We start from the raw sequence: 23,694 nt of genomic DNA, 5'->3' as shown, positions 1-23,694 counted from the left end.
GCTATGCTGAAGCTGTTCAAGGAAATCCGCAAAACCGGCGACGCCACGGTGGGCTATCCTTTCACTCCCCTGGAGATGCCCGCGGGGTTTCGCGGCAAGCCGGAGCACAACGAGAAGCTCTGCATCGCGTGCGCGGCCTGCGCCATCGCCTGTCCCGCCAATGCCATCACTATGGAACTTGATGCCGAGCAGAACTACCTCACGTGGGATATCAGCTACGGTCGCTGCATCTTCTGCGGGCGCTGCCAGGAGGTCTGCCCTCTGTTCGCCATCGAGCTGACAACCGACTTCGAGCTGGCCGTGACGAACAAGGAGGATCTGCGCGAGTCCTGCTCCTACGGCGTGGCCCGCTGCGCTCGTTGCGGCAAGCCCTATGCCCCGGCCAAGGAGGTCGATTACGCTCGCCGCGTGCTCGCGGGCGTGGGCGGTTCTGCCGCGGCCGATATCGAAAAGGTCGACCTGTGCCTGGATTGCCGCCGCATCGACGATGCCGAGGCCTTTGCGCACCAGGCGCCCGAGAGGGGGGAGGAGTAAATGCTGGAGAACGATTTTCCGCTCGATCTCCAATGGCGGCCCGATCCGGTCGTGCTGGACGCGAAGGTGGCCGAGGCGAAGCAGAAGCTCCTTGAGTCCATCAAGCGCTCCGTGTACGTCTATCGCGTCGATTGCGGCGGTTGCAACGGCTGCGAGATCGAGATTTTCGCCACCATCACCGCGGTCTTCGACGCGGAGCGCTTCGGCATAAAGGTCGTGCCCTCGCCGCGCCATGCGGATATGCTCATCTATACCGGGGCCATGACGCGCTCCATGCGGGAGCCGGCGCTTCGGGCCTACCATGCGGCCCCCGATCCGAAGATTGTGATGTCGTACGGGGCTTGCGGGTGCACGGGCGGCATCTTCCACGACAACTACTGCGTGTGGGGCGGCACCGATCCGATTCTGCCAGTTGACGTGTACGTGCCGGGATGCCCGCCCTCGCCGCCGGCCACGATCTTCGGGTTCGCCACGGCTTTGGGCCTTTTGGATCAGAAGTTGCACGCGAGCCACCATGTGGCCCCGGCCGGCGAGCAGGCGCCCGTGGCCTTCCCGGCCATTCCCTACAAGGTGCGCACGGCGTTCGAGCGCGAGGCGCGCCGCATGAGCGGGTACTACTACGGAAAGCAGATCGTGGACGAGTTCATGCTGGCGTTGTCCAAGGACACGGTGGATGCCCTGGGAGCGGCCGATGCGCTCATCGCCGCCGAGACCGATACGCGCAAGCGCGCCGTGTTCATGGATCTGAAGGCGCTGCTTTTGAGCAAGGTCGTCGACGAATGAGCGTGACCGTGCGACAGCGATGCAGGCGCGAGGCCGCCGGTTTCGAGGAGCCGGCGGCCTTGGGGGACGTCCTTTCGCCCACAAGGCCGCTCGCGGCCCATACCACCGATGGGCGCACGGCTCGCGAGGTGGTGTTCTACCGGCTGGGCGAGAAGTTCGTCGATCACGAGCGCTCTATCCCTGAGGATGTGCGGTCGGTGCTGTACTACACGCTGGCCATTGGGCACCATACCGGGGTCATCGATTGCCTTGCCCCTCGCTTGACGACTTCGCGCGAGGTGTTCGCCGACGTGCTGGCGCTTCTCGGCCCGGGTCGGGCCCACGACAAGCTGGCGGGTATTGAGAAGTTCGGCGAGATCGAGGTGAAAAAGGAGCACGTGCCCGTGCTGAAGCCCGCGGTTCTCGCGGCGCTCGATCGCGTGGGCGCTGCCCTGGAAGTGAGCGACGAGCCGCCCTTGTGCGCCGTGTCGGAGGCGGTTGTCGCCATCGATGCCCCGGCGTGGCTAGAGGAGTTCCTGCGTCTTTTGGAGGAGATCCAGTGCGAGCCGTGCGTGTACGCCATGGGGAGGAGGGTCACATGCTGAATGCCGAGGAGATTCTCGCGGCCAGCGAGGCGTCCAAACGCGGTGGCAACATCGTTTTCTGCGTGGGCAGCGTCCTGCGCGGCGACGATGCGGCCGGGCCTCTTCTGGCCAAGAAGCTGGAGGATTTTCCCGTGGAGGGCTGGACGGCCGTGGACGGCGGCCAGACCCCCGAGAACGATCTGGGCTATCTGCGGCGCCTTGCGCCGAGGCGGCTTCTGCTGGTGGATGCGGCGGCCATGGGCCTTGAGCCCGGCGCTATCCGCCGCCTTCAGGCCGCGGACGTGGCCACCCAGTCGCTTATAACGACCCACACGCTGCCCATCACGTACCTGCTCGGCGAGCTGGAGGCCGTGTGCGAAGAGGTCGTGTTTCTGGGCGTGCAGCCCGCGGGGACCGAGTTCTTCGATCCGGTGAGCCCCCGGGTGCTCGCGGCCGTGGAGCACGTGTACCAGTGCCTCGCCGATGGTGCCGATTTCGAGCAGTATCCCTTTGTGAATTGAGATGACGCACGTAGGTGCGCCTTTGGTAACTTGGAAAGGATTGAAACAACTATGGCTATTGTGAAAGAAGATCTGGCCGCTGTGAGCCCCGATGCGCTCGCGCCGGCGGCCACCGAGGCCAAGGCCGAGAACATCGGCGTGACGAAGGCGGCCATGCCCGGTGCCAAGTGCTTCGTCTCCGCCATGCTCGCCGGCGCCTTCATCGGCTTCGGCGGCATGTACTTCTGCACCTTCCTCGGCGACACCACCATGGCCTTCGGCGTGCAGCGCCTCGTCGGCGGCTTGTGCTTCTGCCTGGGCCTGTGCCTGGTGCTGTGCTGCGGCGCGGAGCTGTTCACGGGCAACGTGCTCATGGTGTGCGCGAAGGCGTCGAAAAAGATCACCTTCGGCGGCCTGTTCCGCAACTGGGGCATTGTATGGGTCGGCAACCTCGCCGGATCGCTTCTGGCTATGTTCATCATCTTCATGTCGAATTTGCAGGGTATGAACGGGGGCGCCGTGGGCGAGGCGTTCGTCTCGGTGGCCGCCGGCAAGGTGTCGCTCGCGCCCGAGGTGCTCTTCTTCAAGGCGATTCTCTGCAACATCCTCGTGTGCCTGGCCGTGTGGATCGGCTTCTCCTCGAAGACGACGGCCGATAAGGTTCTGGGCATCCTGCTTCCCATTTCGGCCTTCGTGGCCTGCGGGTTCGAGCACTGCGTGGCGAACATGTTCTTCCTTCCCATGGGCCTGGTGCTCAACGGCCTCGGCTTCGGCGCGGCCGGCGCGGTGACGCTGGGGGGCGTTGCCTACAACCTCGTGCTCGCCACGCTCGGCAACATTGTCGGCGGTCTTTTAGTGGGTCTGGCCTACTGGTTCATCTACCGCAAGAAGCAGGAGAAGTAGATCATGAACGTGATCGATCGGTATCGGGAGGGCGAGCCGGTGGAGCTCTGCGAGGGCGAGCTGCTGACGCCGGCGGGACTTGCAGGCGACGCCGCGAGAGGGGTGCTCGTCGAGCATGCCATGGAGGTGACCGTCAACACGGTGCCCACCATGCGCGTCGTCTGCACTCCCGATCACCTGGTCGATTTGGTGGTGGGCCGTCTCTACACCGAGGGCATCGTGGGAGGGCTCGACGATATCGAGGACATCTACGTATGCGATCAGGGGACGCGTGCCTCGGTGCTGCTCTCCTGCCATCATGCTGATTTTTCGCGGCAGGGTGTCGAGACGGTTCCCTCGTGCTGCACGGGCAACCGCGTCTATAACCGCTACTTCACCAGCGACGAGCGCCCGGCCAAGGTGAAGCCCATTCCGTGGGAGGCGGCATGGGTCTTCGCCGCGGCGCGAGCGTTTGCGGAGGATTCGCCTTTGCACAAGGCGACGACGGGCACTCACAGCTGCTATCTCGTGCTCGGGGGCACCGTGACCATCTGCCGCGAGGATCTGGGTCGCCACAACGCCTTCGACAAGGTGGTGGGGGCCGCTTTGCGCGAGGGCATCGATTTGCGGGACGCGCTGATCTTCTCAAGCGGTCGTTTGCCGGTGGACATGGTCATGAAGGCCATCCATGCCGGCGTTCCGATTTTGGCCACCAAGGCGGTGCCCACCGACGAGACCATTCGCCTCGCCCGTGAATTCGATCTGACGCTTATCTGCCAGGCGCGTCCCGATTCGGCCGTGGTCTACAACGACCCTTTGGGGGAGAAGCGCTAGGGGGTTGAGAAGGGGAGGCCGATGAGCGCCGCGAAGCGACAATCTGCGAGGGCGGGCGTGATTTTCGCGCTCGCCTTGGTGGTGCTCGGGGCGCTGGTCGGCCTGCTCACCGTTGCGCTCAGCGTTGCCGTAGACGGGGGCGCCTCCCTGTTTGCGGAGCGACCGCAGCTCGTTTGGCTGCTGCCGGTGGCGGGGCTTTGCTCCTATGGGGCGTATCGGGCGGTCGGCCTTGATTTTTCCTGGAGCACCGCTCGGGTCATGGAGGCAGTTCGCGATGGGCGTTCGGTGCCTCCGCTGCTTGCGCCGGCGATCATCGTGGGCACGGCGCTCACGGTGCTGTGCGGAGGGTCGGTGGGCAAGGAGGCGGCGGCGCTCCAGATGGGCGCGGCGGCAAGCGGCCTTTTGCGCGATCGTGTTTCCGCGCGTTTCCGCACGGTGCTGGCGCCAGCGGCTATGGGCGCCGCTCTCGGCGCTATGCTGGATGCCCCGTTGGCGGGCGTCGTGTTCTCCTTCGAGGCGCTTCGCCGAAGGCCCGGCTCGCTTGCTTCGCTCGCTGCGCCGGCGGTGACGTCTTTAGTGTCCTGGAGCGTGGTACGGGCGATGGGCGTACGCTTTCTTCCGGGTTCCGTTGCGGCGCCGGCCGTATTGGACGTTGTCCTCGCAGGCGATTCCTTCATGGGGGATCGGGTTGTCGGGGCTCTGCTTTTGCTCGCTGCGGTGGGTGCGGCGGCGGGACTGCTGGCCCTTGCTTTCTGCGGAGCGCTCGGGAAGCTTCGGGGCGGTCTCGCCCGGCTCGGGGCGCCCGTCTTTGCGCTGGCGGTCGGGGGAGTGGCCACGGCGCTCGTCGTCGGCTATGCGGATCTTTTCCACTATGAGGACGTGCGCTCGTACTGCGGTACGGGCCTTTTGCAGATTGAGGCGGCTCTGGCGGGGGAGGCTCTGCCTTGGTGGGCCTTCATCGTAAAGGCGGCACTTACGCTGCTCACTCTTGCCGGTGGTTTCAAGGGCGGCGAGATCATGCCCGTTCTCGCCATCGGCACCTGCCTCGGCGCGGCAGTCTTCTCCGCTGCGTCGTCGCTTCTCCCCGCATCTATCTTGGGCGCTGTGGGAGCGAGTAGGTCTCTCGGAGCCCTCGTCGGCATGGTCGCCTTTTTCGCCGCCTGCACTAACTGTACTCTGACGGCTCTCGTGTTTGCTGGCGAGCTACTCGGCTTCGCTTCCTTGCCCGCCACGATTGTCGCGATAGTTCCCGCCTATCTGATCGCCCGCCGGGTCAGTCTTTATCCGACCTCCTTGCAGCGTGCGCGAGGCAAATGCCAGTTCGACCCCGTTATGGCCCGGCGCGATGCCAGTTAAGGGGTGAAATGGTAAGGAAATGCCAGTTCGACCCCGTTATGGCAAGACGCAAACGACCATTTCTGGGTCGAACTGGCATTTGCACGGGCAAAAGCGAAAATGCGCGCCCGAGCTTTGGGCTGTCGGCTTCCAGGGCGCAGGCGTTTTCTGGAGCGCGTTCTAGGCCACCAGGGCGCGGAGGCTCTCGATCGCCTCGTTGGTGAGATGCAGGCCCTCGCGCAGGTAGGTAGCGAAGCTGCCGTAGAGGCGGTCGATCTCGTCGAAGTAGGCGCGCAGGTAGGCCGGGCGCGCTTCCAGAAACGACATCAGGATGGCACGCTCGTGGTCGGTCATGCCGCCGTCGAGGTGCGCGGCCTCCTCCGCGATGAGGTCGGCGTGGTCGGTGTTCACTCGCAGGTAGTCCTCCATGATGGCGTCCTCGTCGGCGCCGGTGGCGCGCAGCAAGGTGGCGCATAGCACGCCGGTGCGGTCCTTGCCGTTTACGCAGTGGATGAGCGCGGGGCGTCCCTCGGCGGCCATGGAGCGCAGGGCCTGGCCTACCAGCGGATACTCGCGCACGTAACGGCGGTAGTTCGCGCCCATGCGCTCCTCGGGCTCACCGTAGCGCTCGATAACGCCGGCAATCAGGCGCTTGTCGGAATCCTTGCGGCGGTGCTCGGTGGAAGGTTCCAGGGCCACGGTGCGCATGCCCACGATATAGGGCTCCGGGTGCGCCGCCACTTCGGCGGCCGTACGTAGGTCGTAAATGGTGGCGATGCCGAGGGCGCCCGAGAGGAAGGCCGCCTCTTCGCCCGTGAGGTTCGAAAGCTCTCGGGAACGGAAGATGCGCGCGTCTCTGAACGAGCCGCCCACGGCTCGGATACGCGCATCTCCGTAGGTGCCTCCGGCGGGCAGCGCCTCGAAGGCGAAGCCGGCCACGAGTGCGGAGGGCTCGCCGTCCTCGGTCACGGGTCGCACCTTCAAGAGGTAGCGCCCGGGGGTCTCCGGCGTGTAGACGAACCGCCAGTTCACCCCACGGCTTTTGTCCACCGCGGCGGTAGGGTAGGCCGTCCACGAGGCGCCGTCGTCCAGGGAGAACTCCATGGCGCAGATCGTGCGATCGAAGTCGTCAACATAGCCGGCGAACTCGATGGGCTGCCCGGCATAGTAGGGTGGCCGCGTGCGTGGGGCGAGAGGATTATCGGGAGCGTCGGCCACGGATCCTCCTATACCAAGTCGCCGCGGATTTCCAGTAGGGTGCGGGCGAGGTGGGCGAAGGCCTGCTCGCCGGCGGCCGAGTCGGGCGCATTGGTCATGATGGTTATGAGGTAGTCGCGACCGTTGATGGTGACGATGCCCGAATCGCACACGGCGTCGTCGTCTTGGCCGTCGATCCAGCCGGCTTTGTTGCGCACGGTGATGTTCGTGCCGATGGACGCAACGGTCTTATCCTCTTCAATGAGCGTCTGGCCGCCCTCCGCGTCTTCGGCGAGCACAGAGCCGTCGCCTTCGGAGCCGTCGGCGGGCGTGCTCTCCTCGGAGCCCTCCTCGTCGCTTCCGTCGTCTTCCACGCCCTCCTCGCCGCCGGAACCCTCTTCCGGCAGGTAGTCGGTGTGCCCTGCGCTCGTGGTGCCCAGGGCGCCGTTGCGCAGGAATGAGACTTCGGTTTTGCCGAAGGTGTCGGAGAGCCACTGGGCTGCCGAGGTATCGGCAGTCGTCAGGTACTCGTAGATCTTCAACCACATGAGGGCCGACTGGCGTGCCGTGTAGGTGGGGAAGTACGTGTCGTTTACCAGCGCGGTGTCGACGCCGGCCTCGGCCAGCCATGCTTCCATGCCGTCGTTTCCGTAGGTGCGGCGCAGCTTGCCGTAGGAGGAATTGTCCGACCAGACAATGGTGTTTTCCACCTGAGTGAGGCGCGAAGACGAGGCGCGGTCGATGTCGTTGGGGAACTCCTTGTTCACCACATAGGCGCAATAGGGGCCTTTGAACGAGCTGGCGCCGTAGATGGGCACGTCCACGTTGCCGGCAATGCCGCGTCCCGTGCCCAGATCCATGATGAGGTAGCTGGCCTCATAGCCATTGTTGTCGTAGTAGGAGAGCGCGTTGTTCAAGCTCACGAGGGAACGGTCGGAGAGCACGGGCGCGGCGGCCTGCTCGCCGGCGTCGTTGGTCGCGTTGCCGAGGGCGAAGGCGAAGGGGGCCTTCTGACCGGCGAGGTTGGTGAGGTCGTCGCGGGTCGGCGTGTAGGCGGGCAGCTGGGCCAGCTCCGGCTCGACGGGGCGGGCGAGGCTTACCTGGGTGGCGACGTTCTGCGCGAAGTAGGAAGCGTTGTTGCCCACGGCGTTGGCGCTGGCGACACCGACGTGCTTGCTGCCGTCTTTGGCGGCGGCCGATGCGAAAGGACCGATGTGGAAAAGCGCCATGGCGAAGATGACGGCCAGCGCGATGACGATGAGCGCCATGGCCGCCCGTGCGAGGTTGAAACCGCCAGTCGGGGCGAGGGTGTGCATCTGGGGGGCGAATGCGGCGCCTGCGCGAGGGGCGTGGCTGCCGCGGCCAGAGGGAGCGCCGTTGCGCGAACGCCCCTGGGCGCTGCGATTGCCGGCGGGCGCTTGATTGCCGCGGGGCCTCTCGCCGCGTGCAGAGCGCTCGTCGCCCGAGTGCCGGCGTCCCGACTCGGGTTCGCGACGCCGGTCGCGACTTGAGGGGTACTCGTCGCGCAGGGGATTATGCCGGGTGCTGCGCGGGCGATTGTCGGAGGAAGAAGACGAACGGGTGGCACCAGTGGAGCGGCCGTCGAAGCGGCCCGTGGAAAGAGAGAGGCCGCCTTGGGAGCGTCTGGGTTCGTCGTCGTAGCGGCTGTAATCGGATCGGGCCATGACATCCTCGGGACTGATGTGTTTGAGTTACGTTTAAGGGTCGAAAGAATAGTAGCAATTCCCCCGGTTTTTGCGAAGACCTTACGAAGATCTTAACAAGGATCGCGTAGTGAAAATGCCCGCAGACGGTCTTTAGCGGGCGCCCTATGGACTTTTAGTTGCCGGAGGGGAGCGCCGTCGCCAGTCGTGCGCGCTTCCCCTATACTTAGGCCTTACGAGTTCGAGTGCCTCGAATGGGTATGGGCGGCGACATGTTCCGAACCTGGTCAGGTCCGGGAGGAAGCAGCCATAAGGGACCGCTGACGAGCGCCCATACCTATTCGGGGCACTTTTGCGCGAAGGGCGCACCGCGGTGCCAACGTAAAATTACCGTGGCGCTTTTGCGCAGGGTCTCGTTGCCGTGACCTCTGAAAATACAATGGGGCCGGCGGCGCGCCGCCTTCTACGTTATTCTGCAGATTGGAGACTCGGTGGGCATCATCGACTTTTTCATCAACCTTTTGAAAGACCCGCGCGGCTTCATCGCCGGCTGGATCATCGCTTTGGGCCCGGTGTGGGTGTACACGCCGCTGTTCCTCATCGTGTTCGTGGAGACGGGGCTGGTGTTCTTCCCGTTTCTGCCGGGCGACTCGCTCCTGTTCGCAGCGGGCGTGTTCTCCGCCGACGGCGGCGGCCTGAACGTGTGGGCCACGCTCATCGTGTTCTGGGCGGCAGCCATTTTGGGCAACACCTCGAACTACTGGATCGCGCGCCTGTTCGGCAGCCGCATCATCGATTCGGGGAAGGTGAAGGCGCTCACGCCCGAGCGCATGGCCAAGCTCGACCACTTCTTCGAGCGCTATGGCGGGCTCACGATCATCATCACGCGGTTCATGCCGTTTTTCCGCACCTTCGCGCCGTTCATCGCCGGTACCGGACATATGAACTTCGGGAAGTTCACGTTCTTCAACGCCGTCGGCGGCATCTCCTGGGTGAGCCTGTTCGTGCTGGTGGGATACTTCTTCGGCGGTATTCCGTTTGTGCAGGAGCACTTCGAGGTGATCGTGCTGGGCATTGTGGCCGTGTCGGTGGCGCCGGCGTTCATCGGTGTCATCAAGGCCGCGCTGAACAGTCGTCGCGCCAAGGAGGGCGATCCGGTAGCCCAGGCGGCCGAGCGCGTGAACGAGGCCGAGTACGAGCGCGAGCTGACCGAGGAGCGCGTGATGCGCGCCGAGGCCGAGGCGAAGGCGGAGGCGCGGCGCCGGGTGGCGGCCGAGGACGCGCAGGCGGCTTCCGAGACTGAGGAGAAAGGCGGGGAGTAGGCCATGGCCGAGGCACTCTATCGCAAGTACCGACCGCAGATCTTCGAGGACGTGGTCGGTCAGGAGCACATCGAGCGCACCATCAAAAACGCCATCGCCCAGGACAAGGTGAGCCACGCCTACCTGTTCACGGGCCCGCGCGGCACCGGCAAGACCACCACGGCGCGCCTTCTGGCCAAGGCGCTTCTGTGCGAGAAGGGGCCTACGGCCGAGCCCGACGGCACCTGCGACGATTGCGAGATGATCGCTGCCGGCGAGCACCCCGATGTGTACGAGCTGGACGCCGCGAGCCGCACCGGCGTGGAGAACGTTCGCGAGGAGATCATCGGCCGCGTGCAGTTCGCGCCGACGCGCGGGCGCTACAAGGTATACATCATCGACGAGGTGCACATGCTCTCGACGGCCGCCTTCAACGCGTTGTTGAAGACGCTGGAGGAGCCGCCGAGCCACGTGGTATTCATCCTGGCCACCACCGATCCCCAGAAGGTGCCCGAGACCATTCACTCGCGGTGCCAGCGCTTCGATTTCCGCCGCATCTCCACCGAGGCCATGGTGTCTCGCTTGGGGGCCATCTGCACCGCCGAGAACGTGGAGTTCGAAGGGGAGGCCCTGGAGCTCATCGCGCATCGGGCCGAGGGCGGCATGCGCAACGCGCTCACTTCGCTGGAGCAGCTCATCGCCTTCGGCGACGGTGCGGTGACCATGGAAGTGGCCGAGCGGATGCTGGGAGCCGTGGACTCCACGGATTTGGCCGACATCGTGCGGACGATAGGCGTCCGCGACGCGGCGGCGTGCTTCCGCTGGGTGGCCGAGTACGTGGAAACCGGCGCCGACATGGCCCAGTTCGTCGCGAATTTGGCCGAGCATATGCGCAACATGTACGTTATGGCTGTGGCGGGGCCCGAGGTGGTGCTCGACGTGTCCGAGACGACGCGCCGCGAGCTGATCCAGGAGCTGCCGCTGTTCGGCGTCGACCGCCTGGCGCGGCTTCTGGGTGTTTTGGGGGATGTAGCCGGCGAGCTGAAGACGTCCACGAACCCGCGGCTTACCTTCGAGATCGCGCTGACGCGTATGGTACGCCCCGACGCCGATGTGACGTTGGAAGCTCTGGCCGAGCGCGTGGAAACCCTGGAGCGCCAGCTGGCCGGCGCCTCTGTCGTGGCTGCCGCGGCGCCCGCGTCCGCAGGCGTGCCGGTGGCTGCTCCTGCGCCTGTGTCTGCCGCTGCTCCGGCGGCGGTCGTTTCGGCAGCGGTTGCCCCTGCTGGAGCGAGCCCCGTAGGGGGCGACCTTGGTCGCCCCTCGGCTCCAGCTGGGTCAGCGCCGTGCGACAGCCCGTCCGCCTCGCTCGCCGAGGGGCGACCAAGGTCTGCCCCTACGGAAGAGGTTGTCCCGGCGGCAGCCCCTGCCGCGGCGACCTCTGCTGCCGTTGCCCCCGCGCCGTCTACGGCATCCGCCCCCGTTTCCGCACCGCCCGCTTCGGCCGCTGCGGGCGCCTTATCGCCGGAAATCACCGCCGCCCTCTCGAATATGGCCTCGCTTCAGCGTCTCTGGGCCGGTGTTCTCGCCTCGCTGAAGAAGTCCAAGGCGGCCTACGGCGTGCTGTTCATGAACACCAAGGCGGTCTTCGATGCGGCGGCGGGCGCGCTTCTCATCGAGTTCCCCGCCGAGAACGACTTCGCCTTCCGCGCCGTGCAGAAACCCGACGTGCAGGCCGAGCTCGCCCAGGCTCTGCGCCGTGAAGCCCACGGGGACATTCCCTTCGAGCTGCGCAAGGGCGGCGCCTCGGCTCCGATGGCCTCTGCTCCCGCCGCGGCTTCCGCATTTAACGTACCCGCACCGGCCTCTCAATCGGTACCTGCCCCGTCCGCTGCTTCGGCGAGCCCGATGTCCGGCGCGCCTTCTAGCGTGAGCGCGCCCGCGGTTCCCGCTTCCGCCGCTGTGCCGGCCCTCTCGCCGGCCCCCGCGCCCGATGACGATCGGCCGCCCTACGACGACTACGTCCCCTACGACGATGCGGATATCCCTTTCGAGGATCCCTTCGCCTCCCGGGGCGCCTCGCCCCAGGGCGCAGCGACCTTCCCGGCGCCGAGCGTCTCCGCAAATGCCTCTCCCGCAGCCTCTTCCGAAGTGCCCCCGTGGGAGGAGGCGCCCCAGGTGCCGGCGCCGTCTGGTGCGACACCTCAAGCGCCTGCGTCCGCTCCTGCCCCCTCGCCGGCCCCTTCGATGGCAGCACCGTCCGCCTCCGCGCTTCCCCCCGAGCCCGATGCCGTGTCCGGGCCTTCCCCGAATCCCGTAGAGGAGCCCGACCTCGCCGCCTCGCTTGCCTTCGGCTTCGGCGACGGCGTCAACTTCGAGGAAGTCGTCTAAGCGAGATTGGGCGAGATGCCCTAGAATACGTTAGCAGTCGGGCGCGACCCGCGAACCAGCAAAGGAGACCCTTTCATGGACATGAAGAAAATGATGAAGCAGGCTCAGAAGATGCAGCGCGATGCTGCCGCGGCCCAGCAGGAGATCGCCGCCATGACCTTCGAGGCCTCGGCCGGCGGCGGCATGGTGAAGGCCACGGCCACCGGCGAGATGGCCATCACCGACATCACCATCGACCCCGCTGCCGTGGATCCCGAGGACGTGGAGATGCTGCAGGACATGGTCGTCGCCGCCGTGAACGAGGCGCTGCGCGCCGCCAGCGAGGCGGCCAACGCCCGCATGAACGCCGTCATGGGCGGCATGAAGATCCCCGGCCTGATGTAGCCAGGCCGTCTCCATCTCAAGGCGACATTCGTGCAAGCGGCACCTTCCATTCAAAAGCTCCTCGACGAGCTGGAGCGTCTGCCCGGCGTGGGACCGAAGTCGGCCCAGCGCATGGCCTACTGGATCCTGAACACCGACGCCGCCGAGGCGCTGCGTCTGGCCGATGCTATCCGTGAGGTGAAGGCGGGCGTGCACTTCTGCGCTCGCTGCTTCAACTACGCCGAGGGCGATTTGTGCGAGATCTGCGTCAGCTCCAAGCGCGACGGCGCGGTCATCTGCGTGGTGAGCGAGCCTCGCGACATTCCGCCCATCGAGCGCACGGCCGTGTTCAACGGCGTCTACCATGTGCTCGGCGGCGTGCTGGCACCCATGGAGGGCGTTGGCCCCGGCGACTTGCGCATCGCCGAGCTGATGGCGCGTCTTGGTCGCGAGGACGTGACCGAGGTGGTGCTCGCCATGAACCCCAACATTGAAGGAGAGACCACGGCCGCCTACCTCGCGCGGCTCATCAAGCCCTTGGGCGTGAAGGTGACGCGCCCGGCTAGCGGGCTTCCCGTCGGCGGCGACTTGGAATTCGCCGACGAGGTCACCTTGGGCCGCGCCCTGGAAGGGCGATTGCCGCTGTAGGCTTTCAGGCTGCGAAAAAAGAAGGGCCGTTGCGAAAAGCATCTCGCAACGGCCCTTCTTTATGGGTTGAAAAAGCCAGGTTACTTGCAGCAGGCGGGAACCTCGTGTTTGACGCGGTCGTGCTCCTCGGCGCGCTTGGCGTCGTTGAAGCGGTCGAGCGTGCCCACCAGGTAGCCGGTGATGCGGCGGATGCGGTCGAACTTCACCGGCGCGAGCCCGTAGTGGATGCCCACGTCCTCGCCATCGACATCCAGCGTCAGCGACTCCAGCTGACCATGGGGGTACTTGTCGTAGGCGCGCTTGATGTAGGCCTTGATCTCGTCGTCGGATACGGGGGCATCGCTGGCTTGGGCGTAGTTCACGGCCACCTTCACGCCGTCGATCATCTTGTTCTCCATGATGGGCTCCTTGTCGTTTGCGGTTCGGTTAATGCCTCGCTGGTTCACTATATCTAGTTAGCGAAACGGAATTCTAACACAATATGTGGCCCTTTGGGGTCATGTTCTCGAGATGTAGCAAAAACCTCGCGAAAGACCTTTGCTCAGCGCTCCCAGAAGTCGGCGGCCAGCTCGGCGCGGTTGGCGTGGCCGGTCTTCTTCAGGATGTTGTGCATATGCACCTTCACGGTGCCGGCGGAAAGCGTCAGTGTGCTTGCAATGTTCTGGTTGTCCTTCCCCATGAGCGCGTGGCGCAATACCTCCTCCTCGCGTTTGGAGAGGTCGTAGGTGCGGCTATACAAAGGCAGCAGACGATCGATGGACTCCGCGAGCAAAGGATCGTCGCCTTCGGGCAGCTCGCGGGCTCGCAGCTGCAGGGACACCGACGCGCCCCGCAGAACCGCTAGGCCGTAGCAGATGAACAGGAGGTTCTCCATGGGGCTGCGCTCGGCGAGGACCCACATGCCGCGGGGAATGCTGCCGGGGTCGAAGATCAGCTGGACGTACACGTTCTCCAGAATGATGCCGCAGGTAAGACCGATGGCCCAGAAGAACGCGGTGCGGTGGCTCTTCATGATGGAGCGCCGCTCGGGGTCGGGGGAGTGCGTGTACCACCAGGCGAGCAGGCCGTAGCAGACCAGCTGCAGCACAGCGCGCAGGTTGTAATAGACGAACTCCCTCCATTGCGGGTTCTCGATGAACTGATAGGCGGCCAACGACAGCGCGGCCCACAGTGCCACGGGCGCAAAGCGAACGACGGGGCGTTCTTCCCGGCAGTAGCGGCAGGCGGCCAGCCACAGAAAGAGGAACGCACCGCCGCCGGTGATGATGGAGGTGTAAGGGTGTCCCACATCGTAGAACGAGGCGGCTTCGAACACGGCATCGGGGGTGATGAAATTGTCTTTAAAGACGAGGGAGACATCGAAGAAGTAGAACGTGAATCCGAACGTGGCGTACAGGAACGTGCGACGGTGCGACACGTAAAAGGCCGACAGGCTCGTGGCCGCCACGATGGTGTAGAAGAACATGATGAGAAGCGTGTAGTAGAACAGCAGGGTCATTGGTGCTCCTCGAAAGCAGATGCGGCGGCAGGACTCGCTCGGCGTGGTTTGCCAGCTTGGCGGTAGTGTAGCGAATCGCGGCGGGGGCCGTCGAGCCGCTATGGCGCTTTGTTGACGGATCGGCAACGGCGATGTTCCCACCTGCGGTTTAGTCCGTGTATAGATGGAGGTCTTCGCAATATCTCCAAGTTATACCCGCTGCGCTTGAGGAACATCCCCGGCTTATGCCTTGGCTGCGCGCAGCCCGTGCCCCTACACTCGGATCATCACATCCTCCCATGGCTCGCGGTCGAAAGCAGTGGCTCCGATGGCGATTCCGATGGCGGCCCATGGGAAGGCATCACGGCGTTTCGCCCCGATTCAGACAGGAGATCATCATGGCCGAGACAACCATGGAAGCCGTTCCCATCCCGACCGAAGAGCCCAAGAGGGAGAAAAAGAAGCGCAAGTTCTCTTTTCCCTCGGCGTTCACGATTCTGTTTATCGTGACCATCATTGCCGTCATTTGCACGTGGTTCGTGCCGGCCGGCCAGTACTCGAAGCTGCTCTACGATTCCGAGAGCGGCAAATTGGAGATGACGACACCGACCGGCGAGGTGTCCCAGCTTGATGCGACCCAGCAAACGCTCGATGAGCTGGGCGTGAAAATCGACATCGATCAATTCACGAGCGGCGCCATCACCAAGGCGGTGTCTATTCCCGGCACCTATGAAGGGCTCGATCCGCATCCGGTGTCGCTTGCCGACATTCCCTACTCCATGGTCTGGGGCGTGATCGACGGCATCGACGTCATGGTGTTCATCCTGTGCCTGGGCGGTCTTATCGGCGTCGTGAAAGTGACCGGCGCCTTCGAAAGCGGGCTTTCCGCCCTCACGAAGAAGACCAAGGGTCGCGAGTTTCTGCTCGTGTTCGGCGTGTCGGTGTTCATGATCTTCGGCGGCACCATGTGCGGCCTGGAGGAGGAGGCCGTGGCCTTCTACCCGATTCTCGCGCCGATCTTCATCGCGCTGGGCTACGACTCCATTGTGGTCGTGGGCGCGATCTTCATGGCCGGCTCCATCGGCACCACGTTCTCTACGGTGAACCCCTTCTCGGCCGTTATTGCCTCAAATGCTGCCGGCACGGTGTTCACCGAGGGCATCGCCGTGCGTGCCTTCGCTTTGGTCGTGGGCGCCATTGTGTTTCTGCTGTACTTGCATTGGTATGCCAAGAAGGTGAAGGCCGATCCGAAATTCAGCTACTCCTACGAGGATCGTGAGAAGTTCAATGCCCAGTGGGAGCTGGACGAAAGCGGCGCAGCGGCCCGGGAGTTCAGCCTGCGCAAGAAGATCGTGCTCGTCATCTTCGTGGCCGCCTTCATCATCATGATTGTGGGCGTCATGAACCTCGGTTGGTGGTTCCCGCAGATGGCCGCAGAATTCGTGACGCTGTCCATCCTGGTTATGTTCATCGGCGGCACGGGCAAGGACGGCGTGGGGGAGGCGAAAATGGTGGACGCTTTCGGTGCCGGCGCCTCCAGCCTGGTGCCCGTGGCCCTCATCATCGGCCTGGCCCGCGGCGTGAACCATGTGCTCACCGAGGGCATGATCAGCGACACCATGCTGAATGCGGCCTCCAACCTGGTGGCCGGCATGAGCGGCCCTCTGTTCGTGGTGTGCCTGCTGCTCATCTTCTTCGTGCTGGGCTTCGTGGTGCCTTCTTCCAGCGGCTTGGCGGTGCTGGCGATGCCTATCTTCGCGCCTTTGGCCGACACCGTGGGCATTCCCCGCTGGATCATTGTGGCGGCCTACCAGTTCGGCCAGTACGCCATGCTCTACATCGCGCCGACCGGCCTAGTGATGGCAACGCTGCAGATGCTGGACATGAAGATGTCCCACTGGTTCAGGTTCGTCTGGCCCATGATGGTGTTCACCTTGGTGTTCGGCGCCATCCTTTTGAGCATCTGCTCCGTGGTGTTCGCGGTGTAGCGACTTTTCCCGATAGGTCGGGCGGCCTTGCCGGCGCCGCCTAGGCCCTTCCCGACAGAGGGCGACCTTTTCGCGAGGGCCGCCCTCTGGTTGTTGCGCAGGAGGGGGCGTGCCACGGAGGCTCTGCGCCGGTAGCTACCAAGGCCTAGAATTCGGCTTGGGGGACAGATTCGCGCAGGATCGATCCTGCTGCAAAAAGCGCTGCCCTCGTAAAGGAGCGAGGGCAGCAATCGCGAAGGGCCGATCGGGCGGGAGCTAGGCTTCAACCACTTCGATTTTTATTTCTTCGTCGTAGTCGGGCTCGGGGTTGTCTCCTGGGTTGGACATATGCAGGATCTCTTGCCCCTGGAAGTAGCAGCTCTTGAGGTAGCATCCGTATTCGTAGGCGTCTTCCTCGGTATCGTAGAGGTCGTCTTCCTCGTGCACCTCGCCGTCTTCGGAGATGAGTCTGACCTTGTACTGTGCCATGTTATAGCCTTTCTCTTTGAGCAATTATTTTCTTAAGCCACGGCCAGTGCCTGGCTCGCGGTCTCTTCTTCAGGGAGCGAATCGAGCATGCCGACGAGCTTGAAGCGGAGGGATTTGGCCACGTGGTAGCCTTCGATTTTCTGCTTGATGGTCTCCTTCGTCTCGCCCTGCTTGTACAGCTGCTTGACCACGTTGGACAGGATTGCGTCGAAGCCGAACTCGGATATTCCTCGCACTAAAAGCAACGCGACGCCCAAAGTGGCCACGCCCCCGATCATACCGCCGGGCCCCAGGGAGCCCAAAGCTGTGGTGATCGCAGCTGCACCGGTGAGCCCGGATCCCCCCAGGGCCGTCAGGAGCATTAAGCCGGGCACTCCGAGTGAGGCTACGGTCTCGACGATCTTGTCTAGGGGTACTGTCTTTTTCATTTCTACCTCTCTTTCCGGCGTCGCGTCCGACGGCGCCATTTCTGGATCTGCGTCGGGGGCCGTTCGAGCCTGCGGAGATGGCGCGAAGTGTAAACTACTCGAAAGGAGGTATCAGCCCAAATGAAAGGAGATGGATTGCCTTCTCCGAGGATCGCGGTCTCCCGACGGACTAAATAATATGACGGAGAGGGTCATGAAGCGAGGAGCGGAAACAGCCCATTTTGGGCTCCAATGGATAGCTTTTCTATCCATTATGGGGCATATATAAGGTGGTAGCGAATGGAAAACATCGATTTGGCGAGGGAGATGAGAGCGCGGCTGTATCGGGAATGCCGCGAACGCGGGCAGTTCAGCAGCAGGGACAAGGCGGCGTCGGCCTTCTCTGTGGAGAACGTCAAGATCAGCGCGTCGTCTCTTAAAGATTTCGAGACGGGGAAGAGGACGCCGTCGCCTAATTTGGTGCTTGATATGGCAAGGGTGTACCAGACCCCCGAGCTCAAGTGGCTGCACTGCTCGACGGTCTGCCCGATCGGACTGGAGATCTACAAGAAGGGTGCCGGGCTGGGAACCGAGGACATCTACCGAACTTATTTCGAGCTGGCGGGGGCCTTCGACCGCATCAACGATGTCGAGACGTCACTGCACGAGATCATAGCCGATGACGCCTTCACTCCCGACGAGGAGGAGAAGATGGACGAGATACTGGGAGTTCTCGATAAGATCACCGAGAGCACCGATAGACTCCGAGTGTGGATTGAGAAGAGTCGGAAGGGCGCTCGCTGATAGGCAAATCGTGTCTAATTTGTGACCTCCGATTACCTTTGGGCCGCCAGCAATGAGCTGAACCCCGCTATCGGGGTTCAGCTCAGCTACGGCAGGGCCTTTTTTCATGTTGGCGGATGCTGTACGGGACACTTACAGCCCTGATCAAGCGTTAATCTGTGTCTTATGCAGATAGCAGAAATGCAAGGCAAGGTGATGCATCTATAATAGCTTCTTGGTGGTTTATACCCTCGATCAAAGATTGAAGTTGAAATATGACACAATCAGAGAAGGTAAAGGCTGCGCGGCAGTTTGCCGAAGCGTGGAAGGGCAGAGGCTACGAGAAGGGCGATGCCCAGGTTTTCTGGACGGAGCTTCTGCGCGATCTCATAGGCATGGAGCACGTCTCGTTTAATGCAAAATTCGAGTACTGGACCGTTGATGGCGGTTTCATAGACTACCTCATATCGGATGCGGCGGTGTTCGTTGAGCAGAAGGGCTTGAGCATAGACCTCAGCAGGCCCGAGGAGCCCGGAGGGAGGATGGTCGCGCCGTTCGAGCAGGCGCTTGCCTATGCGGAGAGTTTCGGGCGCAACAAGCAACCGCGCTTCATCGTTATGTGCAATTTCGGAACTTTCTGTGTGTGACCGCAATGCGCATTCCAGGAAAAAGCCGGGTGATAAGAACAAGATGCTTGTGGTAATGCAATGGCAACTCGACTCGGGTATGATACCGAGGGAACGATACTGCCTTTGAGCCTGCGAGCGATTGAGGGAGAGAACGAGAGATACAGAGATGGTTGGACTAGAGCCAGGTGATAGGTGCGTTAATACTTTCATTCTGACGCTTATGGAGCTGCCCGGGGTTGGAGCCCGGACGGTTCAGAAGATCCTCGAGGATAAGCGGTTGATAGTTGAATCGACGGAAGTTCTCGATGGGGAGTTCGCATTGGCCCTGAACGTTGGGGCAGTCAACAAGGCCCTGGCTTACGATCCTATCGATTCGCCGGATGCCAACGCGGAGCGTGCTGACGCCATTTGGATGGAGGCCGAGGGCGTGGCCGATATGATCGTCGAACGCGCGAATGACTGCGGTGCGAGCATCCTGAACCCCTATATGAGCGCATATCCGCGCCGCTTGCTTCTCAACAAGAGGTACCCGCCGATCCTGTTCTGTAGAGGCGATGCCGCCGTGCTCAACGCGGAGAAGGCTGTAGCCATAATCGGCACGCGGGAGCCCACGGATTTCGGGAAGAGAATGGGGACGAGGCTCGCGGAGGTTCTTGCAGCCGACGAGTACGTGATCGTGAGTGGGCTTGCTTTGGGCTGCGACACCGTTGGACACGAGGGCGCGCTTCTGGCCGAGGGGAAGACGATTGCTGTGCTGCCCACGCCGATCGACGCGCCCGTGTACCCCTCGCAGAACCAGGGTCTGGCAGACCGTATCGTGGGAGGTGGTGGCGCGTTGGTTTCGGAGTACGCGCCCGGCGCCATGTTGCACGACAAGCAGCTCGTGAGTAACCTAGTCGCGCGCGATGAGTGGCAGCCCGGACTCTCGGATGGTGTCATCGCTATCGAGACGAGCGTCGCGGGGGGCACCAACCACGCTATGAAGCACGCCCAGGGTACGAACACCCCCATCGCCGTTTTCGACTACAGCAGCCGCATGGGCGAGGACTTTTACGCCGACGAGCGCTTCGGCGGGAATGTAAAATACCTCAAGGACGGTGCGTTTCCCATATTCGAGGCCTCCACCATTGAAGACTTCAAGATCGCCATGGAGTCCTACCGTCAAAGGAATTTCAGAGGAGCCAGCGGTGGCACGGCGCTTGGCAGGGACAGCCAGCTGAATCTGTTCGGTTAGGGTGATCGATGATGGTCGGGGATTCCTGCGACAACCTGCTCGCCAACTATCGGATCTTTTTCGAGGGCATGCCCGATCCGGTGTTCTATAAGTACTTCTATCCCACTGGCGATAATACTGGCGTGCTCTGGGATCTTTACCACTATGTGAGGGGACTGAAGAAGGATAAGGATAGCGACGCCGAATGTTACTACAAGTACAGCGAGATGCCCGCGGGGCCCAATGGAGGGAACCTCAGCTATTACGAGAAGGATCTCCGACAAATGCTGAGGGCTGTTTGGAAAGACACGGGCGGCAAGGCAGTCAAGGGCGCCGTTGCCACGATACCCTCAAGTGACGTACTCAAGATCAACAGAGTGACCGAGATGGTACGCGACGTGCTGAGCAGCTCCGGCGGCGCCTATGTCGACCTGACGCGAATCATCCGGCGTGGGAAGAGCCGCGGAGCCTTCCATTTGGAGGGAGGAAAGCGCAGTGTGGCCGAGAACAAATCGACCCTTTTGATATCTAATCCGGGAATTCTCGCCAGGCTTGATTTGGTCGTCGTCGTTGACGACGTCCTGACCACGGGCAGTTCTTTCAGGGCGATGGGCGAGTTCCTGAGGGAAAACGGGTTCCGGGGGAGGATCGTCAATTTCGCCTATGCTCGGGCTTTTACGGGCGAGGTCGTGAAAGCATACTTGAGGTACGATCGCGGAATCGAGTACGAGTTCTTTCCCGACGCACGGCAGCTGCGGGAGCCGTTTCCCGAGAAGGGCGGGTCGCAGGATCCAGATGGCCCGATCGGCGCGATCGTCTACGACTTAGACCAAACGCTCATCGACAGCGGCATAAGGGATCTGCGCTACGAGGAGAACATGGCCCATGCGGTTATGCCCTACAAGGTCTACGAGGGCGTTAGGGAGCTCACCTCGCTTCCCATTCCGACTGCCCTTCTGAGCAATCGGTCGAAATGGCAGATGGACAAGTTGCTTTCTCCTTCCGAAGCGGTCGACAATATTAAATTCCCGGAGCACCGCGGGCTCATTCCCTTCCCGGTGTTCACCTATCCACAAGATGAGGATGAGGGGGCTTTCGCAGAAACTACTACAAGCCCTGCCGTCGTGGCGTTTGCGAAGTGGTGGACTATCTCAAGAAATACTACGACGTTGGAGGCTGTCGCATAGTGGGTCTGGGGAATACCTGTGAGGACATGATCGCGTACAAGTCTGCCGGCATCGACGGCGCTCTTGCGCTCTGGGGCGTCCCCGACTACCTCAAGGGGCACGCGCGCAAACATTGGGGTGCGGACTGGGTCTTCGAGAGAGTCGAGGATTTCGCGGCATGGTGTAAAAGCCGCATGAACTTCTACCAGCGCGGAATCGAATGCATGGACACAGACGCTGATCTCGCTAAGAAGCTTTTTGATAAGGCCATTCGGGTGGGAGATAATGTCGGTTCAGCGGCGAGTTGTCTGGGATATTTGATTTCCAAAGAAGATCCCAAGACAGCGATTGAGCTCTATAGAAAGGCCATCGATGCCGGCGAAGTAAAAATGGCCGCCAACAATCTCGCCCTTCTCATCGAAGAAGATTATCCCGAAGAGGCCGAGTCGTTGTATATGAAGGCGATCGAGGCGGGAAGCAATAAGCTAGCACCGAGAAACCTCGCGCTGCTTATCCGAATGAGCGATCCCAAGCGCGCCGTGAGTCTTTTCAGGCAGGCCGCCCTCAATGGCAATAGTCAATATCTCGAAAAAGACCTTCGGCCGCTGATTCGATCGGGTGTGGAATGCGCCGTGCGGTTGTACGAAGCGCTCTTGGTCTCTGCAGATGGAAAGAAAGCCGCAGAGCTGGCCCAGTTGGTCGAGGAATGGGACACCGAGAAGGCCGAGACGCTGTATGCCACCGCGATGTCCTCTGGAGACAACTATGATGCTCCCAGGTGTTTAGGACGACTGCTAAGGGAGAGCCAGCCGCAAAGGGCGCTCGACCTCTTCGCGGTGGCGGCGAGACACGGCAACACTGAGGGGATGTTTGAGGACGTCAAGCCGATGATCAAGAACGGCGTTCTGGAGGCCTTGGAATTCTTCGAGCGTTCAGTGATCACGCAGGACGGGAGAGGAGCGGCCGATCTGGCGCAATTCCTCGAGAAAGAGGATCCGGGCAAGGCGCGCGGGCTTTACGCAGCCGCGGTCGAAGCCGGTGCCGGAGGATTGACTTGCACGAAGTTAGCCGATTTGCTGCGCGACGAGGACCCTGCGAGGGCCCTGGAGTTGTACGAGCGCGCGATTAAGGAGGGGGACGAGTTTAGCGCGCCGATTCGTTGCGCGAAGATGATTATGGACCGCGATCCCGATCGCACCCTCGATTTGCTGCAGCTTGCGGGTAAAGCTGGCAATTACACGGAATTGTCGGATGTCCTCATGCCGCTCATTGCTGACGGCAGCGAGCGGGCGATGCAGCTTTATGAAAAATATGTCATAGCTACGGACGAGCTTGATGGGGATTCTCGTATTCAAGATTTGGCCACTTACCTTCACGATAAGAATCCGCATAAAGCGGTCGAGCTCTATAAACGGTTGTTCCACACCGACCTCAAGGGTGAAGCAATGTACAGTTATGGCATTTTGATACAAAAAGAAAGCCCCGGAAAGGCCAAGGAAGCATTCAGAATGGCGATAGCGGCGGGCAACGAGCAGTATGCAACCTGCGCCCTCGCGCGGCTTATTGAGGACGAGAACCCGGCAATGGCGATCGAGCTGTTTGAGAGATCGCTAGCCGTGAAGTACGACAGCGATGTCGTCAACGAGCTCGGGATCGTGAGGGCGAGTAAGGATCTTGACCTGGCTAAGGACACCTTCGTCGAGGCGATGGAGGCCGGGGACAAGCTGTGCGCCCCGTGCAATTTGGCCCATCTTCTCATTCCCGACGATCCCAACAGGGCAGCGGATCTGTATCTATCTATACTGGAACAAAACGAGCCGGAGGTTGCCCTCGGCCTCTCCTTTTTGGTGCGGGAGAGCGACCCGGCGCTGGCGGCCAACCTGTTGAACAGAGCCATCGTGAATCGAGAAGACAGAGAGCCGCTGCGCTTCTTCCTCACGTTCCTTGCCTTGGCCGACAAGGAAACAGCTCTGAATGCTTGCAAGTACTTTGCCAACCAAGGCTTCAGCGCAGCGCCCGGCATCGCGTCCGAGATCATGTTTGGGAGCGCGTACGACCCCGCTAAGGGCACCGTGTCCCTGAAAAAGGGCACTTGCGAAGACGATGCAGCATGCGAATGGATCGTATTGCGACAGGACGGAGGGAGGGTGCTCCTTCTCGCGCGCGACGTCGTGTCGCACATGCCGTTCGTCCAAGGGGTTGACACTCTGGACTGGTTCAGCTCCGAGGTCAGGCGATGGCTCAACGGGGAATTCCTGGCCGACTCGCTCGACTGGGACGTGGCCGAGTTATTGGTGGCTGGCGACGAGACGGACGATCTCGTCTTCTGCCTGTCCGCGGAGGAGGTCAAGAGGTACATGGACGAGGGGCACCTCCTGGCGGCTCGGGCCTGCAATGACGCGACCGGATTGCGCGCAGCGCGATGGTGGCTCAGGCCGTCAGGCGGCGAGAGCACGTTAAGCGTACCGTGCGTCGATGAGGATGGCGTCATCGGGTGGTGCATGTCGTTTGCCTCCGCTGGCGTGCGACCGGCGATATGGCTTGCTTTCTGATGAGTCGTTGTGCCTATTC

At 62.5% G+C, this 23,694-nt stretch carries 23 protein-coding genes and 1 other RNA gene; 18 read left to right on the top strand and 6 right to left on the bottom strand.

Going from position 1 to position 23,694, the window contains the following annotated elements; translation table 11 throughout:
* Window positions 1–3 precede the first annotated feature (3 nt).
* From GO707_RS07925 to GO707_RS07895, 7 genes are read left to right on the top strand one after another with little or no spacing between them, the layout of a single operon-like run.
* Window positions 4–534: a formate hydrogenlyase complex iron-sulfur subunit gene (locus tag GO707_RS07925; protein WP_114540178.1), complete on the top strand. Its 531-nt coding sequence runs from the start codon at window positions 4–6 to the stop codon at window positions 532–534.
* Window positions 535–1,317 (top strand): NADH-quinone oxidoreductase subunit B family protein, encoded by a 783-nt coding sequence (locus GO707_RS07920; protein ID WP_022739030.1) that lies wholly within the window; start codon window positions 535–537, stop codon window positions 1,315–1,317.
* Entirely contained in the window at window positions 1,314–1,901 is a 588-nt protein-coding gene (locus GO707_RS07915; RefSeq protein WP_114540177.1) for a formate hydrogenlyase maturation HycH family protein, read from the top strand. The genes GO707_RS07920 and GO707_RS07915 overlap by 4 nt, the downstream gene beginning before the upstream one ends.
* A complete protein-coding gene (gene hycI / locus GO707_RS07910) occupies window positions 1,895–2,401 on the top strand; it encodes a hydrogenase maturation peptidase HycI (protein ID WP_114540176.1) in 507 nt (168 codons plus the stop codon). The genes GO707_RS07915 and hycI overlap by 7 nt, the downstream gene beginning before the upstream one ends.
* A 51-nt stretch (window positions 2,402–2,452) precedes the next feature.
* A complete protein-coding gene (locus tag GO707_RS07905; RefSeq protein ID WP_157012727.1) occupies window positions 2,453–3,283 on the top strand; it encodes a formate/nitrite transporter family protein in 831 nt (276 codons plus the stop codon).
* 3 nt (window positions 3,284–3,286) lie between these two features.
* Window positions 3,287–4,096, top strand: a complete 810-nt coding sequence (fdhD, locus tag GO707_RS07900; RefSeq protein WP_114540175.1) for a formate dehydrogenase accessory sulfurtransferase FdhD — start codon at window positions 3,287–3,289, stop codon at window positions 4,094–4,096.
* 21 nt (window positions 4,097–4,117) lie between these two features.
* On the top strand, window positions 4,118–5,452 hold the full coding sequence (locus tag GO707_RS07895) for a chloride channel protein (RefSeq protein WP_157012726.1): 1,335 nt from the start codon (window positions 4,118–4,120) through the stop codon (window positions 5,450–5,452).
* A 159-nt stretch (window positions 5,453–5,611) separates the two neighbouring features.
* On the opposite strand, the gene GO707_RS07890 is transcribed toward GO707_RS07895, so the two are convergent.
* Together GO707_RS07890 and GO707_RS07885 are read right to left on the bottom strand one after the other, a co-directional pair.
* Complete coding sequence (locus GO707_RS07890) at window positions 5,612–6,649, bottom strand: tyrosine-protein phosphatase (RefSeq protein WP_227070567.1); 1,038 nt, start codon at window positions 6,647–6,649, stop codon at window positions 5,612–5,614.
* An 8-nt stretch (window positions 6,650–6,657) separates the two neighbouring features.
* Window positions 6,658–8,313, bottom strand: a complete 1,656-nt coding sequence (locus GO707_RS07885) for an SNUT3/LISCH7 family protein (RefSeq protein ID WP_114540173.1) — start codon at window positions 8,311–8,313, stop codon at window positions 6,658–6,660.
* A 231-nt stretch (window positions 8,314–8,544) separates the two neighbouring features.
* Between GO707_RS07885 and ffs the strand changes: the two genes are divergently transcribed.
* From ffs to recR, 5 genes are all read left to right on the top strand, one after another.
* Window positions 8,545–8,638, top strand: an RNA gene (gene ffs / locus GO707_RS07880) — signal recognition particle sRNA small type.
* Between the two features lie 145 nt (window positions 8,639–8,783).
* Entirely contained in the window at window positions 8,784–9,614 is an 831-nt protein-coding gene (locus GO707_RS07875) for a VTT domain-containing protein (protein WP_022739063.1), read from the top strand.
* Window positions 9,615–9,617: 3 nt separating this feature from the next.
* Window positions 9,618–11,981 (top strand): DNA polymerase III subunit gamma/tau, encoded by a 2,364-nt coding sequence (dnaX, locus tag GO707_RS07870; protein ID WP_114540172.1) that lies wholly within the window; start codon window positions 9,618–9,620, stop codon window positions 11,979–11,981.
* Between the two features lie 75 nt (window positions 11,982–12,056).
* Window positions 12,057–12,365 (top strand): YbaB/EbfC family nucleoid-associated protein, encoded by a 309-nt coding sequence (locus tag GO707_RS07865; protein WP_022739071.1) that lies wholly within the window; start codon window positions 12,057–12,059, stop codon window positions 12,363–12,365.
* A gap of 30 nt (window positions 12,366–12,395) precedes the next feature.
* Window positions 12,396–12,992 (top strand): recombination mediator RecR, encoded by a 597-nt coding sequence (recR, locus tag GO707_RS07860; protein ID WP_114540171.1) that lies wholly within the window; start codon window positions 12,396–12,398, stop codon window positions 12,990–12,992.
* A gap of 80 nt (window positions 12,993–13,072) precedes the next feature.
* On the opposite strand, the gene nrdD is transcribed toward recR, so the two are convergent.
* Both nrdD and GO707_RS07850 read right to left on the bottom strand, forming a co-directional pair.
* On the bottom strand, window positions 13,073–13,390 hold the full coding sequence (gene nrdD, locus GO707_RS12935; protein ID WP_022739078.1) for an anaerobic ribonucleoside-triphosphate reductase: 318 nt from the start codon (window positions 13,388–13,390) through the stop codon (window positions 13,073–13,075).
* Between the two features lie 143 nt (window positions 13,391–13,533).
* Entirely contained in the window at window positions 13,534–14,490 is a 957-nt protein-coding gene (locus GO707_RS07850) for a response regulator transcription factor (RefSeq protein WP_114540170.1), read from the bottom strand.
* Between the two features lie 377 nt (window positions 14,491–14,867).
* Between GO707_RS07850 and GO707_RS07845 the strand changes: the two genes are divergently transcribed.
* Window positions 14,868–16,457 carry a YfcC family protein gene (locus GO707_RS07845; protein WP_114540169.1) on the top strand — a complete coding sequence of 530 codons (1,590 nt, stop codon included), beginning with the start codon at window positions 14,868–14,870 and terminating at the stop codon, window positions 16,455–16,457.
* 255 nt (window positions 16,458–16,712) lie between these two features.
* On the opposite strand, the gene GO707_RS07840 is transcribed toward GO707_RS07845, so the two are convergent.
* The gene (locus tag GO707_RS07840) at window positions 16,713–16,925 is read right to left on the bottom strand and encodes a hypothetical protein (RefSeq protein ID WP_114540168.1); all 213 of its coding nucleotides are present in this window, start codon (window positions 16,923–16,925) and stop codon (window positions 16,713–16,715) included.
* Window positions 16,926–16,957: 32 nt separating this feature from the next.
* A complete protein-coding gene (locus GO707_RS07835; RefSeq protein WP_114540167.1) occupies window positions 16,958–17,353 on the bottom strand; it encodes a hypothetical protein in 396 nt (131 codons plus the stop codon).
* A 279-nt stretch (window positions 17,354–17,632) separates the two neighbouring features.
* On the opposite strand from GO707_RS07835, the gene GO707_RS07830 reads away from it, so the two are divergent.
* From GO707_RS07830 to GO707_RS07810, 5 genes are all read left to right on the top strand, one after another.
* A complete protein-coding gene (locus GO707_RS07830) occupies window positions 17,633–18,136 on the top strand; it encodes a helix-turn-helix domain-containing protein (RefSeq protein WP_114540166.1) in 504 nt (167 codons plus the stop codon).
* A gap of 254 nt (window positions 18,137–18,390) precedes the next feature.
* The gene (locus GO707_RS07825) at window positions 18,391–18,762 is read left to right on the top strand and encodes a type IIL restriction-modification enzyme MmeI (RefSeq protein ID WP_114540165.1); all 372 of its coding nucleotides are present in this window, start codon (window positions 18,391–18,393) and stop codon (window positions 18,760–18,762) included.
* Window positions 18,763–18,910: 148 nt separating this feature from the next.
* The gene (locus GO707_RS07820) at window positions 18,911–19,978 is read left to right on the top strand and encodes a DNA-processing protein DprA (protein ID WP_114540164.1); all 1,068 of its coding nucleotides are present in this window, start codon (window positions 18,911–18,913) and stop codon (window positions 19,976–19,978) included.
* A gap of 8 nt (window positions 19,979–19,986) precedes the next feature.
* Window positions 19,987–21,144: a hypothetical protein gene (locus GO707_RS07815; protein ID WP_157012724.1), complete on the top strand. Its 1,158-nt coding sequence runs from the start codon at window positions 19,987–19,989 to the stop codon at window positions 21,142–21,144.
* A gap of 26 nt (window positions 21,145–21,170) precedes the next feature.
* Window positions 21,171–23,675 carry a DUF6273 domain-containing protein gene (locus GO707_RS07810; protein WP_157012723.1) on the top strand — a complete coding sequence of 835 codons (2,505 nt, stop codon included), beginning with the start codon at window positions 21,171–21,173 and terminating at the stop codon, window positions 23,673–23,675.
* Window positions 23,676–23,694 lie beyond the last annotated feature (19 nt).

Origin of the sequence: Adlercreutzia rubneri (assembly GCF_009755265.1) — a bacterium.
GTDB lineage: Bacteria > Actinomycetota > Coriobacteriia > Coriobacteriales > Eggerthellaceae > Adlercreutzia > Adlercreutzia rubneri.
The sequence above is the reverse complement of the archived record's forward strand: the minus strand, read 5'-3'. Positions and strand labels throughout refer to the sequence as shown.

What these genes read in the sequence shown, in the direction of transcription:
- GO707_RS07925 (WP_114540178.1), top strand. Translation starts at nt 4, where the DNA reads ATGCTGAAGCTGTTCAAGGAAATCCGCAAAACCGGCGACGCCACGGTG.
- GO707_RS07920 (WP_022739030.1), top strand. Translation starts at nt 535, where the DNA reads ATGCTGGAGAACGATTTTCCGCTCGATCTCCAATGGCGGCCCGATCCG.
- GO707_RS07915 (WP_114540177.1), top strand. Translation starts at nt 1,314, where the DNA reads ATGAGCGTGACCGTGCGACAGCGATGCAGGCGCGAGGCCGCCGGTTTC.
- hycI (WP_114540176.1), top strand. Translation starts at nt 1,895, where the DNA reads ATGCTGAATGCCGAGGAGATTCTCGCGGCCAGCGAGGCGTCCAAACGC.
- GO707_RS07905 (WP_157012727.1), top strand. Translation starts at nt 2,453, where the DNA reads ATGGCTATTGTGAAAGAAGATCTGGCCGCTGTGAGCCCCGATGCGCTC.
- fdhD (WP_114540175.1), top strand. Translation starts at nt 3,287, where the DNA reads ATGAACGTGATCGATCGGTATCGGGAGGGCGAGCCGGTGGAGCTCTGC.
- GO707_RS07895 (WP_157012726.1), top strand. Translation starts at nt 4,118, where the DNA reads ATGAGCGCCGCGAAGCGACAATCTGCGAGGGCGGGCGTGATTTTCGCG.
- GO707_RS07885 (WP_114540173.1), bottom strand. Translation starts at nt 8,313, where the DNA reads ATGGCCCGATCCGATTACAGCCGCTACGACGACGAACCCAGACGCTCC.
- dnaX (WP_114540172.1), top strand. Translation starts at nt 9,618, where the DNA reads ATGGCCGAGGCACTCTATCGCAAGTACCGACCGCAGATCTTCGAGGAC.
- GO707_RS07865 (WP_022739071.1), top strand. Translation starts at nt 12,057, where the DNA reads ATGGACATGAAGAAAATGATGAAGCAGGCTCAGAAGATGCAGCGCGAT.
- nrdD (WP_022739078.1), bottom strand. Translation starts at nt 13,390, where the DNA reads ATGGAGAACAAGATGATCGACGGCGTGAAGGTGGCCGTGAACTACGCC.
- GO707_RS07850 (WP_114540170.1), bottom strand. Translation starts at nt 14,490, where the DNA reads ATGACCCTGCTGTTCTACTACACGCTTCTCATCATGTTCTTCTACACC.
- GO707_RS07845 (WP_114540169.1), top strand. Translation starts at nt 14,868, where the DNA reads ATGGCCGAGACAACCATGGAAGCCGTTCCCATCCCGACCGAAGAGCCC.
- GO707_RS07840 (WP_114540168.1), bottom strand. Translation starts at nt 16,925, where the DNA reads ATGGCACAGTACAAGGTCAGACTCATCTCCGAAGACGGCGAGGTGCAC.
- GO707_RS07835 (WP_114540167.1), bottom strand. Translation starts at nt 17,353, where the DNA reads ATGAAAAAGACAGTACCCCTAGACAAGATCGTCGAGACCGTAGCCTCA.
- GO707_RS07830 (WP_114540166.1), top strand. Translation starts at nt 17,633, where the DNA reads ATGGAAAACATCGATTTGGCGAGGGAGATGAGAGCGCGGCTGTATCGG.
- GO707_RS07825 (WP_114540165.1), top strand. Translation starts at nt 18,391, where the DNA reads ATGACACAATCAGAGAAGGTAAAGGCTGCGCGGCAGTTTGCCGAAGCG.
- GO707_RS07820 (WP_114540164.1), top strand. Translation starts at nt 18,911, where the DNA reads ATGGTTGGACTAGAGCCAGGTGATAGGTGCGTTAATACTTTCATTCTG.
- GO707_RS07815 (WP_157012724.1), top strand. Translation starts at nt 19,987, where the DNA reads ATGATGGTCGGGGATTCCTGCGACAACCTGCTCGCCAACTATCGGATC.
- GO707_RS07810 (WP_157012723.1), top strand. Translation starts at nt 21,171, where the DNA reads ATGATCGCGTACAAGTCTGCCGGCATCGACGGCGCTCTTGCGCTCTGG.